General features: G+C 67.5%; 13 protein-coding genes. 6 read left to right on the top strand and 7 right to left on the bottom strand.

The window, feature by feature from the left end; all coding sequences use genetic code 11:
• Positions 1-50 precede the first annotated feature (50 nt).
• Complete coding sequence (gene dnaB / locus ACWDZ7_RS21220; RefSeq protein ID WP_451517020.1) at positions 51-1,526, bottom strand: replicative DNA helicase; 1,476 nt, start codon at positions 1,524-1,526, stop codon at positions 51-53.
• Positions 1,527-1,986: 460 nt separating this feature from the next.
• On the opposite strand from dnaB, the gene ACWDZ7_RS21215 reads away from it, so the two are divergent.
• Positions 1,987-3,324 carry an MATE family efflux transporter gene (locus ACWDZ7_RS21215; RefSeq protein WP_451798852.1) on the top strand — a complete coding sequence of 446 codons (1,338 nt, stop codon included), beginning with the start codon at positions 1,987-1,989 and terminating at the stop codon, positions 3,322-3,324.
• A gap of 122 nt (positions 3,325-3,446) precedes the next feature.
• On the opposite strand, the gene rplI is transcribed toward ACWDZ7_RS21215, so the two are convergent.
• From rplI to rpsF, 4 genes are all read right to left on the bottom strand, one after another.
• A complete protein-coding gene (rplI, locus tag ACWDZ7_RS21210) occupies positions 3,447-3,893 on the bottom strand; it encodes a 50S ribosomal protein L9 (RefSeq protein ID WP_451798850.1) in 447 nt (148 codons plus the stop codon).
• An 18-nt stretch (positions 3,894-3,911) separates the two neighbouring features.
• Positions 3,912-4,148: a 30S ribosomal protein S18 gene (rpsR, locus tag ACWDZ7_RS21205; protein WP_003949403.1), complete on the bottom strand. Its 237-nt coding sequence runs from the start codon at positions 4,146-4,148 to the stop codon at positions 3,912-3,914.
• Positions 4,149-4,221: 73 nt separating this feature from the next.
• A complete protein-coding gene (locus ACWDZ7_RS21200) occupies positions 4,222-4,821 on the bottom strand; it encodes a single-stranded DNA-binding protein (RefSeq protein WP_451798849.1) in 600 nt (199 codons plus the stop codon).
• Between the two features lie 78 nt (positions 4,822-4,899).
• On the bottom strand, positions 4,900-5,190 hold the full coding sequence (rpsF, locus tag ACWDZ7_RS21195) for a 30S ribosomal protein S6 (protein WP_016644628.1): 291 nt from the start codon (positions 5,188-5,190) through the stop codon (positions 4,900-4,902).
• Between the two features lie 266 nt (positions 5,191-5,456).
• Between rpsF and ACWDZ7_RS21190 the strand changes: the two genes are divergently transcribed.
• The 3 genes from ACWDZ7_RS21190 to ACWDZ7_RS21180 all read left to right on the top strand — a co-directional run bounded on the left by ACWDZ7_RS21190 (position 5,457) and on the right by ACWDZ7_RS21180 (position 8,141).
• Entirely contained in the window at positions 5,457-5,774 is a 318-nt protein-coding gene (locus ACWDZ7_RS21190; RefSeq protein ID WP_451517016.1) for a hypothetical protein, read from the top strand.
• A gap of 147 nt (positions 5,775-5,921) precedes the next feature.
• Positions 5,922-7,043, top strand: a complete 1,122-nt coding sequence (locus tag ACWDZ7_RS21185; RefSeq protein ID WP_451798848.1) for a lipid II:glycine glycyltransferase FemX — start codon at positions 5,922-5,924, stop codon at positions 7,041-7,043.
• A 66-nt stretch (positions 7,044-7,109) separates the two neighbouring features.
• A complete protein-coding gene (locus ACWDZ7_RS21180; protein ID WP_451798847.1) occupies positions 7,110-8,141 on the top strand; it encodes an alanine racemase in 1,032 nt (343 codons plus the stop codon).
• A 143-nt stretch (positions 8,142-8,284) separates the two neighbouring features.
• Here ACWDZ7_RS21180 and ACWDZ7_RS21175 read toward each other — a convergent pair whose 3' ends face one another.
• Together ACWDZ7_RS21175 and ACWDZ7_RS21170 are read right to left on the bottom strand one after the other, a co-directional pair.
• Positions 8,285-9,838: a glycosyltransferase family 87 protein gene (locus ACWDZ7_RS21175; protein WP_451798973.1), complete on the bottom strand. Its 1,554-nt coding sequence runs from the start codon at positions 9,836-9,838 to the stop codon at positions 8,285-8,287.
• 135 nt (positions 9,839-9,973) lie between these two features.
• On the bottom strand, positions 9,974-12,760 hold the full coding sequence (locus ACWDZ7_RS21170; RefSeq protein ID WP_451798845.1) for a transglycosylase domain-containing protein: 2,787 nt from the start codon (positions 12,758-12,760) through the stop codon (positions 9,974-9,976).
• Between the two features lie 373 nt (positions 12,761-13,133).
• On the opposite strand from ACWDZ7_RS21170, the gene ACWDZ7_RS21165 reads away from it, so the two are divergent.
• Entirely contained in the window at positions 13,134-13,820 is a 687-nt protein-coding gene (locus tag ACWDZ7_RS21165) for a helix-turn-helix transcriptional regulator (RefSeq protein WP_451798844.1), read from the top strand.
• Between the two features lie 58 nt (positions 13,821-13,878).
• Positions 13,879-14,961, top strand: coding sequence for an inositol-3-phosphate synthase (locus ACWDZ7_RS21160; protein ID WP_451798842.1), 1,083 nt, complete (start codon positions 13,879-13,881; stop codon positions 14,959-14,961).
• Positions 14,962-15,050: the final 89 nt, after the last annotated feature.

Genomic DNA, 15,050 nt, shown 5'->3' with positions numbered 1-15,050 from the left:
ACCTGTCTAACACACCCCGGGGCGAGGGGACTTGGTCCAACCTCGCGGGATCAGGTCTGCGCCATGTCCACGAAGCGCGAGTAGTGGCCCTGGAAGGCGACCGTGATCGTCGCCGTCGGGCCGTTACGGTGCTTGCCCACGATGATGTCCGCCTCGCCCGCGCGGGGCGATTCCTTCTCGTACGCGTCCTCGCGGTGCAGCAGGATCACCATGTCCGCGTCCTGCTCGATCGAACCGGATTCACGCAGGTCGGAGACCATGGGCTTCTTGTCCGTACGCTGCTCGGGGCCACGGTTCAGCTGGGAGAGCGCGATCACCGGCAGTTCCAGCTCCTTCGCCAGGAGCTTCAGGTTTCGCGACATGTCCGAGACTTCCTGCTGCCGGCTCTCGGACCGCTTGGAACCACCGGACTGCATCAGCTGCAGATAGTCGATGACGACGAGCTTCAGGTCATTGCGCTGCTTGAGCCGACGGCACTTGGCGCGGATCTCCATCATCGACAGGTTCGGGGAGTCGTCGATGTAGAGCGGGGCGGCCGAGACGTCCGGCATGCGGCGGGCGAGCCGGGTCCAGTCCTCGTCGGTCATCGTGCCGGACCGCATGTGGTGCAACGCCACACGCGCCTCGGCGGAGAGCAGACGCATCGCGATTTCGTTGCGTCCCATTTCGAGCGAGAAGATCACGCTCGGCATGTTGTGCTTGATCGAACAGGTGCGCGCGAAGTCCAGCGCCAGCGTGGACTTACCCATGGCGGGGCGGGCCGCGATGATGATCATCTGGCCCGGGTGCAGACCGTTGGTGAGCTGGTCGAGGTCGGTGAAGCCGGTCGGCACACCGGTCATCTCCCCCGATCTCGAGCCGATCGCCTCGATCTCGTCGAGGGCGCCCTCCATGATGTCGCCGAGCGGCAGGTAGTCCTCGGTGGTGCGCTGCTCGGTGACCGCGTAGATCTCGGCCTGGGCGCTGTTGACGATCTCATCGACGTCGCCGTCGGCCGCGTATCCCATCTGGGTGATGCGCGTACCCGCCTCGACGAGGCGGCGCAGCACCGCGCGCTCGTGGACGATCTCCGCGTAGTACTCGGCGTTCGCCGCGGTCGGGACCGTCTGGACCAGCGTGTGCAGATACGATGCGCCGCCCACCTTGGTGATCTCGCCGCGCTTGGTCAGCTCGGCCGCGACGGTGATCGGGTCGGCCGGCTCGCCCTTCGCATAGAGGTCGAGGATCGAGGCGTAGATCGTCTCGTGCGCGGGCCGGTAGAAGTCGTGGCCCTTGAGCACCTCGACGACGTCGGCGATGGCGTCCTTGGAGAGCAGCATGCCGCCGAGCACCGACTGCTCCGCGTCGAGGTCCTGCGGAGGCACGCGCTCGAAGGACGAGCCTCCCCCGTCCCAGCCGCTCTCGCGTCCGCGCTCGTGCTGCTCGTCGCGGCCACGGCCTCCGTCGCGGCGCTGACGGGAGACGGGCAGACGGTCACTGGGACCGCTGTCGGCCCAGGGGTCGTCCAAAGGCTCGGAAATACTCACCGGGCCACCTCCTCCCGTCCGCCGCGCGGACCTCGCCGTGCCCCTCTTTCCTACGGCACGACACTGACAAATACGGGGGCCCAACTCCGGTTCTGACGCGTCGGTTTTGCAGGGTTTCCGAGGTCGGACGACGAGGCGGGCGCCGGACCACGGTAGGCCCGCGGGCACCTTCAGCCAATCTGGTTATCCACAGGTGGTGTGGATGACGGCCCCGATGCTGTGGAGAACTCCGTAAAACCTGTGCACGGCCCGGTGGACAGCCCTGTGAACAAGCCCTCAGACACTCCGGGGAACGGCACCTGACCTGCGGCTTTCCCATCCACCGGCTGTGCAGAAGAAAAACTTTCCCCAGCAGGCCAAGATCACGACAAACGGCGCGCCCCGGAGCGTCCATCGAGCGCTGAAGTAAGGGTCTCAATCACATTGCATCTCTTACCTGTGGAAGATTAGATTGGTGCCCATGACACAGGCTTCCGCCGCGCCCAAGGCCGACCGGCGACGACACGACCGAGAGATCATCGCGCTCGCCGTCCCCGCCTTCGGCGCGCTGGTCGCCGAGCCCCTCTTCGTGCTCGCCGACAGCGCCATCGTCGGCCACCTCGGCACCGCGCAACTGGCCGGTCTCGGCGTCGCCTCCGGCCTCCTCACCACCGCGGTGAGTGTCTTCGTCTTCCTCGCCTACGCCACCACCGCCGCGGTCGCCCGCCGGGTGGGCGCCGACGATCTCCCCGCCGCCATCCGCCAGGGCATGGACGGCATCTGGCTCGCGCTGCTCCTGGGCGCCGCCGTCATCGCCGTCGTCCTGCCCACCGCGCCCGCGCTCGTCGATGTCTTCGGCCCCTCGGATGCCGCGGCCGGGTACGCGATCACGTATCTCCGCATCTCCTCGCTCGGCATCCCCGCCATGCTCGTCGTGCTCGCCGCGACCGGCGTACTACGGGGCCTCCAGAACACGAGGACCCCGCTCTACGTCGCGATCGGCGGCTTCATGGCCAACGGCGTCCTCAATGTCATCCTGGTCTACGGCGCCGACCTGGGCATCGCCGGTTCCGCCTGGGGCACGGTCATCGCCCAATGCGGCATGGCCGCGGTATACCTCTTCGTAGTCGTACGCGGCGCCAGGCGCCACGGTGCCTCACTCCGCCCCGATGCCGCCGGGATCCGGGCCTGCGCCCAGGCAGGAGCACCGCTCCTGGTCCGCACACTCTCGCTGCGGGCCATCCTGCTGATCGCCACCGCCGTGGCCGCACGCCTCGGGGATGCCGAGGTGGCCGCACACCAGATCGTTCTCTCCCTGTGGAGTTTTCTGGCCTTCGCCCTGGACGCCATCGCCATCGCCGGGCAGGCGATCATCGCCCGCTACCTCGGCGCCGACGATCCGGACGGCGCCCGCGCCGTCTGCCGACGCATGGTGCAGTGGGGCATCGCCTCGGGAGTCGCCCTCGGCCTGCTGGTCGTACTCGCGCGGCCGCTGTTCATCCCGCTCTTCACCGGTGACGCCTCCGTCCAGGACACGGCGCTGCCGGCTCTCATCGTCGTCGCCCTGGCCCAGCCGATCTGCGGCATCGTCTATGTCCTCGACGGTGTCCTGATGGGCGCCGGTGACGGGCCATATCTCGCTTGGGCGATGCTGATCACGCTCGCGGCCTTCGCACCGGTCGCGCTGCTCGTACCGGCCTTCGGTGGCGGCCTGACCACCCTGTGGGGTGCGATGACGCTGATGATGCTGGTGCGGATGCTGACCCTGTGGCTGCGCTCCCGCTCCGGCCGCTGGATCGTCACGGGCGCCACACGCTGAGCCATCGCCCGCTGTTTCACGTGAAACCACGCCGATTTCACGAGGAACTCGGCGGACTCCACGAGAAAAGGGGCCACACCCATGGGTGCGGCCCCTTCACTCAGTCCAGCCAAGCGTAGTGCTTAGGCAGAGACGACCTCGACGTTGACCTTCGCGGCAACCTCGGGGTGCAGACGCACGGACGTCGCGTGGGCGCCCAGGGTCTTGATCGGCGAGCCCAGCTCAACGCGGCGCTTGTCGATCTTCGGACCACCGGCAGCCTCGATCGCCGAAGCGACGTCGGCCGGGGTGACGGAACCGAAGAGACGACCGGCGTCGCCGGAGCGGACGGCCAGACGGACCTTGACACCCTCGAGCTGGGCCTTGATCTCGTTGGCCTGCTCGATGGTCGCGATCTCGTGGATCTTGCGCGCGCGACGGATCTGCGCGACGTCCTTCTCGCCACCCTTGGTCCAGCGGATCGCGAAGTTCCGCGGGATCAGGTAGTTGCGGGCGTAGCCGTCCTTGACGTCTACGACCTCGCCGGCGGCACCGAGGCCGGAGACCTCGTGGGTGAGGATGATCTTCATTATTCGGTCACCCTTCCCTTATCGCGCGGTGGACGTGTAGGGCAGCAGCGCCATCTCACGGCTGTTCTTCACGGCCGTGGCGACGTCACGCTGGTGCTGCGTGCAGTTGCCGGTCACGCGGCGGGCACGGATCTTGCCGCGGTCGGAAATGAACTTCCGCAGCATGTTCGTGTCCTTGTAGTCCACGTACGTGACCTTGTCCTTGCAGAAAGCGCAGACCTTCTTCTTAGGCTTGCGCACAGGCGGCTTCGCCATGGTGTTTCTCCTGTGTGATCAAGAAGTGGGGGTACGACCCACCTTCGGCCCGGAGGCCTGAAAGCCCGAAGGCTTAGAAGGGGGGCTCGTCCGAGTAGCCGCCACCGGAGCCGCCGGAGCTTCCGCCCCAGCCGCCACCGCCGCCGCCCTGCTGCTGGCCGCCACCGGCCGGCGCACCGGCCGCCCAGGGGTCGTCGGCGGGAGCACCGCCGCCGCCCTGCTGCTGACCGCCACCGGAGCCACCGCCCCAGTTGCCGCCGCCCTGCTGGCCGCCGCCACCGCCGCCGTAACCGCCCTGGCCACCGCGACCGGTGGTCTTGGTGACCTTGGCCGTGGCGTTCTTCAGGCTGGCGCCGACTTCCTCGACGTCCAGCTCGTAGACCGTGCGCTTGATGCCCTCACGGTCCTCGTAGGACCGCTGCTTCAGCCGGCCCTGCACGATGACGCGCATGCCTCGCTGGAGCGACTCCGCGACGTTCTCCGCCGCCTGACGCCAGACCGAGCAGGTCAGGAACAGGCCTTCGCCGTCCTTCCACTCATTGGTCTGCTTGTCAAAGATGCGGGGGGTGGACGCGACACGGAACTTCGCGACCGCCGCACCGGAGGGGGTGAAGCGCAGCTCGGGGTCGTCGACAAGATTGCCGACGACCGTGATGACGGTCTCGCCTGCCATGGGGGAACCTCTCGGCGGGTTTGCTGCTGGCTGCTTGTTGCTGCTACTCGATTCCCGGATGCCGCTGAGCTAGAAAGCTCAGTGCATCTCGGGACGGAGGACCTTGGTCCGGAGGACCGACTCGTTCAGGTTCATCTGTCGGTCGAGCTCCTTGACGACCGCAGGCTCGGCCTGCAGGTCGATGACCGAGTAGATGCCCTCGGGCTTCTTCTTGATCTCGTAGGACAGACGACGACGGCCCCAGGTGTCGACCTTCTCGACCTTTCCGTTGCCCTCACGGACGACGGAGAGGAAGTTCTCGATCAGCGGGGAGACAGCGCGCTCCTCGAGATCGGGGTCGAGGATGACCATCACTTCGTAGTGACGCATGTGGAACCCACCTCCTTTGGACTCAGCGGCCACGGTCGTTCCGTGGCAGGAGGGTCGTGATGCGTACGCAACGGTATCGGCAGCCACTGACAATCGGCTCCCGCGAGCGGGGGCCCTTGCCGCAGCCTGGGCAGACACCGGTGCAGACGGTACAGACTACCCGCACCAAGGCTTCCGGTTGAAATCCGGCGGCGGACGGGCAGAATCTGTACACATCGGGTGTCTATGGCGCTACGATGCGCCGCTTTCCGCAGGAGGTGCCTCACATGGCACAGACAATGCGACGGAACACCGCTACCTCCCTCTTCGCGACGGACGGCAAGTCCCATCCGCTCCAGGACACGCTGGTCGGCGTGACGCTGGTGCTGGGGGCGATCGCCTTCGTGACGGCGATGTTCCACAACCTCCATCTGCTCAGCTCGTGGACGGGTCTGGTCGGGATCGCCACGGGCGCGTACGGCCAGTTCATCTCGGCGACGACCCGCGAGCGCTTCGGCCTGGTCCTGGGCCTCGGCGCCTCGGCGATCGGTTTCTTCCTGGGCATGGCGCACGGCGGACTCTTCGGCGGAGTCGTCGGGGGCTGACCGCCTCGCGGCACCCCGGTCCCGGGTGGGGCCGGGGGCCTTGGTTCCGTACGGCCAGACGGGGCGCTCCCGGGGCGCAGTAGGCTTCGGCGCGAGAGCCGGAGCCCCTGAACCCATGGGGACACACCAGCCCGAGGAGCGCCCCGAATGAGTCTGACCCTGAGGACCATCAGTCGCGAGCAGCATCTGGCGTATATCCAGACACTGCCGGCGGCGAGTCATTGCCAGGTCCCGGCATGGGCTGACGTGAAGAGCGAATGGCGTTCGGAGAGCCTGGGCTGGTTCGACGACAGGACCGGTCAGCTGGTCGGTGCCGGCCTGGTGCTCTACCGTCAGCTGCCCAAGCTGAAGCGGTACCTCGCTTACCTCCCCGAGGGTCCGGTCATCAACTGGTATGCCCCGAACCTCGACGAGTGGCTTCAGCCGATGCTGGCGCACCTCAAGCAGCAGGGCGCCTTCTCCGTGAAGATGGGTCCGCCGGTCGTGATCCGCCGCTGGGACGCTCCGGCGATCAAGGCCGGCATCCAGAACCCGGACGTGAAGCGGCTGCGGGACACCGAGGCGACGTTCATCGAGCCGCGTGCCTTCGAGGTCTCCGACCGGCTGCGCCGGATGGGCTGGCAGCAGGGCGAGGACGGCGGCGCCGGTTTCGGTGACGTACAGCCCCGCTTCGTCTTCCAGGTGCCGCTGGCCAACCGCTCTCTGGACGAGGTCCAGAAGGGCTTCAACCAGCTGTGGCGGCGCAACATCAAGAAGGCCGAGAAGGCCGGCGTCGAGGTCGTCCAGGGCGGCTACCAGGACCTCGCCGAGTGGCAGCGCCTTTACGAGATCACGGCCATCCGCGACAAGTTCCGCCCGCGGCCGCTCGGCTACTTCCAGCAGATGTGGCAGGCCCTCAACTCCGAGGACCCCAACCGCATGCGGCTGTACTTCGCGCGGCACAACGGGGTGAACCTGTCGGCCGCCACGATGCTCGTCGTCGGCGGGCACGTCTGGTACTCCTACGGCGCCTCGGACAACATCGGGCGCGAGGTCAGGCCCTCGAACGCGATGCAGTGGCGGATGCTCCGCGACGCGTACGCCATGGGGGCCACGGTCTATGACCTGCGCGGCATCTCCGATTCCCTGGACGAGACGGACCACCTCTTCGGTCTGATCCAGTTCAAGGTGGGCACCGGTGGCGAGGCCGCCGAGTACATCGGCGAGTGGGACTTCCCGCTCAACAAGCTCCTGCACAAGGCGCTCGACATCTACATGTCGCGCCGCTGATCCCGCACAATTTCGTTCCACAACTCTGATACACCGCAGACACGAGAAAGGTTCCGGGATCCAGCCATGGCGCTCACGCTCTATGTCGACACCGCGCGCTGGCGGGCACATCACAAGCACGTGCTGGAGCAGTTCCCGGGCATCGTCCCGGTCTGCAAGGGCAACGGTTACGGCTTCGGTCATGAGCGCCTGTCCGAGGAAGCCACGCGCTTCGGCTCCGACATCCTGGCCGTGGGCACCACCTACGAAGCGGCCCGCATCAAGGACTGGTTCAGCGGTGACCTGCTGGTCCTGACCCCGTTCCGGCGGGGCGAGGAGCCGGTGCCGCTGCCCGACCGCGTCATCCGCTCCGTGTCGTCGATCGACGGCGTGCACGGCCTGGTGGGCGCCCGCGTCGTCATCGAGGTCATGTCCTCGATGAAACGCCACGGCGTCAGCGAGCAGGAGCTCCCGCAGCTGCACGCCGCCATCGAGGACGTACGCCTCGAAGGCTTCGCGCTCCACCTGCCGCTGGACCGCGCCGACGGCTCGGACGCCGTCGAGGAGGTCATCGGCTGGATGGACCGCCTGCGCGCGGCCCGCCTCCCGCTGCACACGATGTTCGTCAGCCACCTCAAGGCCGGCGAACTCGCCCGTCTTCAGCAGCAGTTCCCGCAGACCCGTTTCCGGGCGCGCATCGGCACGAACCTCTGGCTGGGTGACCACGAGGCCACTGAGTACCGCGGCGCCGTCCTGGACGTCACCGCCGTCTCCAAGGGCGACCGCTTCGGCTACCGCCAGCAGAAGGTCGCGTCCGACGGCTGGCTGGTCGTGGTGGCGGGCGGCACCTCGCACGGCGTCGGCCTGGAGGCCCCGAAGGCGCTGCACGGCATGATGCCGCGCGCCAAGGGTGTGGCCCGCGCGGGCCTCGCGACCGTCAACCGCAACCTCTCGCCGTTCGTCTGGGCGGGCAAGCAGCGCTGGTTCGCGGAGCCACCGCACATGCAGGTCTCCATCCTTTTCGTGCCCTCCGACGCACCGGAGCCCAGGGTCGGTGAGGAACTGGTGGCCCACCTGCGGCACACCACCACGCAGTTCGACCGGATCGTGGAACGCTGAGCCACCGCCGAACCGGCACGCACCAGACCGAAGGGGCCGGACACGACATGCGTCGTGTCCGGCCCCTTCGGCCGTGAGTCGGCCTCTGTTCGCCGCCGCCCTCCTGGGTGTTCGCTCAGGGCGAACCCCTCACCCAGGAGCCCTCAGCGCGGCAGATCGGTGGCCGATCCCCACTTCACGAACGGCCCTTCGGAGGAGTGCGCCAGTGTTCGCGTGGGGTGGGCCGCGGGTCCCAGGACGAAGACGTCCTCAGCCCCGTCCAGAACACCGCCCGACGGATCGTCCTCCCCGCCTCTGCGCACCACGTCCCGTTCCGGCATCAGGATGTCTCGTACGACCACGGCGCACAGATACAGCGTCCCCAGCAGGTGCACGACGATCACCGCCTGGTAGCCCTCGGTGGGCAGACCCTTGTGGGCGTCTCCGCTCGTCGTGTACGCCAGGTACATCCAGATCCCGAGGAAGTACGCCACCTCGCATGCCTGCCAGATCAGGAAGTCACGCCAGCGCGGCCTCGCGAGCGCGGCGAGGGGGATCAGCCACAGGACGTACTGCGGCGAGTAGACCTTGTTGGTGAGGATGAAGGCGGCGACCACCAGGAAGGCGAGCTGTACGAAGCGCGGCCGACGCGGCGCGGTGAGCCCGAGCGCGGCGATGCCCAGGCAGGCGACGAGCATCAGCGCCATCGCCAGGGTGTTGACGGTGTCGGTGGTCAGCGGAGAGTCCATGCGCTGGTTGAGGATCAGCCAGAAGGACCCGAAGTCGACACCGCGTTCCTTGCTGAAGGTGTAGAACTTCGACCAGCCGTCACCGGCGAGCAGTATCACCGGAAGGTTGACGGCGAGCCAGGTGCCCGCCGCACCGAGCAGACCGATCCCGAACTGCCGCCATCGGCCCGCGCGCCAGCAGAGGATCAGCAGCGGTCCGAGCAGCAGCACGGGATAGAGCTTGGCGGCCGTCGCGAGCCCCAGGAGGACGCCGAAAGCAAGGGCACGCGCGCGTGCCCACATCAGCATCGCCGCGGCCGTCAGAGCGACGGCGAGCAGGTCCCAGTTGATGGTGGCCGTCAGCGCGAAGGCCGGGGCGAGGGCGACGAGCAGTGCGTCCCAGGGGCGCCGCCGGTGCGTGCGCGCGACGCAGACGGCGACGACCGCGGTGCAGGCCATCAGTATGCCCGCGTTGACCATCCAGTAGATCTTCTCCTGGTGCTGGGTGGAGCCGCTGCCGGGTGTCACCCAGGAGGCCATTTCCATGAACATTCCGGTCAGGACCGGGTATTCGAGGTACTCCATGTCGCCGGGCAGCTTGTCGAAGTACGGCAGGAGACCGTCGGCGAAACCGCGTCCTTCGTAGAGATGCGGGATGTCGGAGTAGCACGCGTGCGTGTACTGCGAGCTAGCCCCGAAGAACCACGCGCCGTTGTAGCACGGCATCTTCTGGACCATTCCGAGCGCGAACATCCCGATCGCGACGAGCGCGATGACGCGTACGGGGGACCACCAGGAAACGGCGGACAGCGCTCTTCGGCCGAGAGGGCCACCGAGCAGCTCGCTGCCGGCCCGTGCGACCTCGTCCTCCTTCGTCGGCCGTACCGGCTCCATTTCCGGCTCCGGCGCGTTCACGGCCTCGTACGCGCTTGTGCTCGGCGTCTCTGCGCCCGGGTCGGCGCTGGGGTCTGCACTGGGCATGCCCGACATCCTGCCGTACGCGGCTGAGAACACGGCGAGGGCCGCCACACCGGTCGGTGTGGCGGCCCTCGTTTCACGTGAAACATTCGCGGGGGAGTCCCCCGGCGCCATCAGATCGCTCTGCCCGATCCGGCCGGGCCCGGCTCAGTCTCTCGGACCGCCGATGAAGCCTCCGCCGTCCTGGCCGGGGGGAGCAGTCGAGGGAGGCGGCGATTCCCCGCCCGGACCGCCATCGGCGCCACCGTCCCCGGCGCCACCGTCCGCACCGCCGTCCGCGCCGCCGTCGTTGTTGCACTCCCAGTCCCACTGGCTGCAGGACTCATCGGGCTCGGGCGACTGTGTCTCGGGCGGCTTCGTCGTCTCCGTCTCCGTAGGCGTCGGAGACGAGGGCTCGTCCTCGGGCTCCTCGGTCGCCGTCGGGCTCGGCGGCGGAGGCGGCGTCTCACCGACGACCTTGCCGATCGGCGCGGGCACGGGGAAGGGCTCCACTCGCTCACCCTTGAGCGCCTTCGACATGTAGTCCTGCCAGATCTTCGCGGGGAACGAGGCGCCGTGGATCTTCTCCTCGCCACCCGTGCCGAACATCTCCAGGAACTCGCGCTTCTTGTTCGTCTCGTCGTCGTCGAGGCGGTACATGCTGATGGCCGTCGACAGCTGCGGGGTGTAGCCGACGAACCAGGCGGACTTGTTGCCGTCGGTCGTACCGGTCTTGCCCGCGACCGGTCGGTTGCCCAGCTGGGCCGAGGTGCCGGTGCCCTTCTCCACGACGGTCCTCAGCACGTCGGTGACGTTGTCGGCGACCGCCGGAGTGAAGACCCGCTCGGTCTTCTTGGGGTGCCGGTAGACGGTGTCACCCTCGTGTTCGACCTCGGTGACCGAGTACGGATCGTTCTGTTTGCCGCTGGCCGCGAACGTGGAGTAAGCCCCGGCCATCCGGATCGCGCTCGGCGACGAGGTGCCGAGGGAGAACGACGGGTAGTTGGCGCTGGCCATGGAGTTGTCGTCCTTGAGGCCGGCGTCCATCGCCGCTTCCTTCACCTTGCTCAGACCGACGTCCATGCCGAGCTGCACATACGCCGAGTTGACCGACTCCCTCATCGCCTCACGCAGATCGATCTGGTAGCTCGGAGGGTTGTACGACTGGTCTCCGTCGTTCTTCTGGTTCCACTGCTTGCCATCGCGGTCGGTCCAGACCGTCCCGTTGTAGTTCTGGATCTTGAGCTCGTTCTTGCCGCTGTACAGGCTCTTCGGGTTGACGACGGTGCGCTCGGCCTCGGTCTGCTCCTCCGCGCCGTCGGGATCACGTACGCCGTACTTGAAGGCAGCGGCCAGTACGAACGGCTTGTACGTCGATCCGACCTGGGCGCCGGTCTGGTCGGCGTTGTTGGTGAAGTGCTTCGTCGCGTCCTCACCGCCGTAGATCGCCTTGATCGCTCCGTCCTCGGGATCCACGGACGCGCCGCCGAACTGGACGTGCGTGTCCTTCTCCGGACGCAGCTTCGGCTTGATCTTGTCCTTGCGGACCTTGTTCACGGCCTTTTCCAGCTCGTTGACCTTCTTCCTCTCGAAGGTCGTGTGGATCTCGTAGCCGCCCCGTTGGAGCTGCTCGGCGGTGATGTCGGTGTTGCGGATGACGTACGCCTTGGCCAGGTCCACGAGGTAGCCGGTCTGGCCGCCCAGCTGGGTGTTCGACCGCGGGTTGGCCAGCTTCGGGAACTCCGTGTACTTGTTCCGCTGCGCGGCGGTCAGGCGGCCGTCCTTGACCTCCTCGTCGAGGATCCACTTCCACCGCTTCTTGGCGCGCGCGGTGTTGTCCTTGCTGTTGGCCGCGGGGTCGATCTCGGGGTAGCCGGCCGGGTCGTAGTACGTGGCGCCCTTGAGCACCGTCGCCAGGAGTGCGCACTCGCTCGGGTCCAGCTTGCGGGCTTCCTTGTCGAAGTACGCCCGCGCGGCCGCCTGGATGCCGTAGGCCCCACGACCGTAGTAAGCGGTGTTGAGGTAGCCGGCCATGATCTTTTCCTTGGGTTCGGTCCGGCCGACCTTTATGGAGATGAAGAGCTCTTTGAACTTCCGGCTGAACGTCTGGGACTGGTCACCCAGGCGCGCGTTCTTCACGTACTGCTGGGTGATCGTGGAGCCACCCTGGGTCTGCCCGCCCTTGGCCATGTTGACCATGGCACGCGCGATGCCCATCGGGTCGACGCCCTTGTCGTCCTCGAAGGTCTTGTTCTCCGCCGACATGACGGCGAAGCGCATCTCCTTGGGGATGTCGTCATAGTCGATGATCTGCCGGTTGCGTTCACCACCGGTCGCGACCATCTGCTTGCCGTCGGCCCAGTAATAGACGTTGTTCTGGGCCTCGGCCGCCTCGTCGACCTTCGGCACCTCCACCAAGGCGTACGAGATGCCGGCGACCGCCATCAGGCTGCCGATGAAGCCGAGGAACAGGCCGGTGACCAGGCGCCACGACGGAACCCAGCGCCGCGCGCCCCTCCTGCCCGCGCGCGGGTAGTCGATGAACCGCTTCTTGCCGGACGGCTCGGAGCCACGGCCCCTGCCGCGCCCGGCACCACCCGAGCCGCCGGAGCCACCCCCGCCACGGCGCCCACCGCCCCCGGCGCGTCCGCCGCCACCGGCGGCCTCGGCCCCCCTGCGGCGGCCGCCTCCCGCGCCGGCGGGGACGCTGCGTTGCGCGGCGCGACGGGCCTCAGCCCGGCCGCCGTAGGGCCGGTCCCCTCCGTCCGGGGCACCGGACCCATGCGCTCCATAGGGAGGAGCCCCATAGGACGAAGCCTCATGGGAGGAAGAGGACGCTCCAGTGGCATCTCGCGGCGCCGCGCGGCGGCCCGACGGCGCTCCTGGGGTGTCACGCCTGGCCGCGGCGCGTCCGCCGCCCTGCGGCTGCGGCGGTTTGCGACGGTGCTCGCTCATCGAACGATTACTCCTCGGGCAGGCGCAGCTGTCCGCGCCTGGAAACGGCGGCTGGTTTCCGGTCCCCCCGAAGTACGGATGCGCCCGTTCCGGCACTCACCCGCACTACACCAGGGACGACGACGCTACCTGGCGTCACTTGGTTCCCGGCGGCATGCATGGCGCACAGACTACGCACCGTCAAAACCCTCGTAGAGCCGAAGTTCACCCCAAAACAGGCAAGTTACTTCCTACGAATCGGTGATGTGACGCCGTTCACCGTGCCCCCTCTTGTCTCAGCCAGATCGCCGTTCTATCGTCTCGATGTATCGAGTCGATACATCAGCTCGGCATAAAGGCCGTCCTGAGGGACCGCGGCAGATGGGAGGCGAAGGTGAGCAGGCGCTCCGGCATCCTGGAGTTCGCCGTACTCGGCCTCCTCCGCGAGTCCCCGATGCACGGCTATGAGCTGCGGAAACGTCTCAATACCTCGCTGGGAGTGTTCCGCGCCTTCAGCTACGGGACCCTCTACCCCTGCCTCAAGACGCTGGTCGCCAACGGCTGGTTGATCGAAGAGGCGGGCAGCACCTCCGAAGACGCCCTGGCGGCTCCGCTCACAGGGCGTCGCGCCAAGATCGTCTATCGGTTGACGGCGGAAGGTAAGGAGCATTTCGAGGAGCTGCTCTCGCAGACCGGCCCCGACGCGTACGAGGACGAGCACTTCGCCGCCCGCTTCGCCTTCTTCGGGCAGACCTCGCGGGACGTACGCATGCGGGTGCTCGAGGGCCGCCGCAGCCGTCTCGAAGAGCGCCTGGAGAAAATGCGCGCCTCCCTGGCCCGTACCCGGGAGCGCCTGGACGACTACACGCTTGAGCTGCAGCGGCACGGCATGGAGTCCGTGGAGCGCGAAGTGCGCTGGCTGAACGAGCTCATCGAGAGCGAGCGAGCGGGACGGGACCAGCACCGGTCCTCCCCCGAAGGCTCCGCTCAGCAGAACACCACATCCGGGGAGTCGGCGGGCCTGCCCCGGCGGCGGGAGAACGACCCGCCGCCGGATCCGTCCGATGACCCCACCAAGTGAGACCCAGCGTTCCGCGGGGTTTCATCCGGAATACGAGATCACACAGGGAGCAACCGGAATGGGTTCGGTTCGCGTAGCCATCGTCGGCGTGGGCAACTGCGCCGCCTCGCTGGTCCAGGGCGTCGAGTACTACAAGGACGCCGACCCGGACGCCAAGGTCCCGGGCCTGATGCACGTCCAGTTCGGCGACTACCACGTCGGTGACGTCGACTTCGTCGCCGCCTTCGACGTGGATGCGAAGAAGGTCGGCCTCGACCTCGCGGACGCCATCGGCGCCAGCGAGAACAACACCATCAAGATCTGCGACGTGCCGAACACCGGCGTGCAGGTCCAGCGCGGCCACACCCTCGACGGCCTGGGCAAGTACTACCGCCAGACCATCGAGGAGTCCGCCGAGGCCCCGGTCGACGTCGTCCAGATCCTCAAGGACCGCAAGGTCGACGTCCTCGTCTGCTACCTGCCCGTCGGGTCCGAGGACGCCGCGAAGTTCTACGCGCAGTGCGCCATCGACGCCAAGGTCGCGTTCGTCAACGCGCTGCCGGTCTTCATCGCCGGTACCAAGGAGTGGGCCGACAAGTTCACCGAGGCCGGCGTGCCGATCGTCGGTGACGACATCAAGTCGCAGGTCGGCGCCACCATCACGCACCGCGTGATGGCGAAGCTGTTCGAGGACCGCGGTGTCCGCCTCGAGCGCACGATGCAGCTGAACGTCGGCGGCAACATGGACTTCAAGAACATGCTCGAGCGCGACCGCCTCGAGTCCAAGAAGATCTCGAAGACGCAGTCCGTCACCTCGCAGATCCGCGACCGTGACATGGGCGCCGACAACGTCCACATCGGCCCGTCGGACTACGTCGCGTGGCTCGACGACCGCAAGTGGGCGTACGTCCGCCTCGAAGGCCGTGCCTTCGGTGACGTCCCGCTGAACCTGGAGTACAAGCTCGAGGTCTGGGACTCCCCGAACTCGGCCGGTGTCATCATCGACGCCCTGCGCGCCGCGAAGATCGCCAAGGACCGCGGCATCGGCGGCCCGATCCTCTCGGCCTCCTCGTACTTCATGAAGTCCCCGCCGGTTCAGTACTTCGACGACGAGGCCTACGACAGCGTCGAGAAGTTCATCAAGGGCGAGGTCGAGCGCTAAGCGCCCTCTCCTTGTCATACGTCGAGGGTCCCCGGGCATGCCGCCCGGGGACCCTCCTCGTACGTGCCCTCCGCGTATGTGAAGGTGGG

Source organism: Streptomyces sp. NPDC003032, assembly GCF_053591415.1.
The sequence above is the reverse complement of the archived record's forward strand: the minus strand, read 5'-3'. Positions and strand labels throughout refer to the sequence as shown.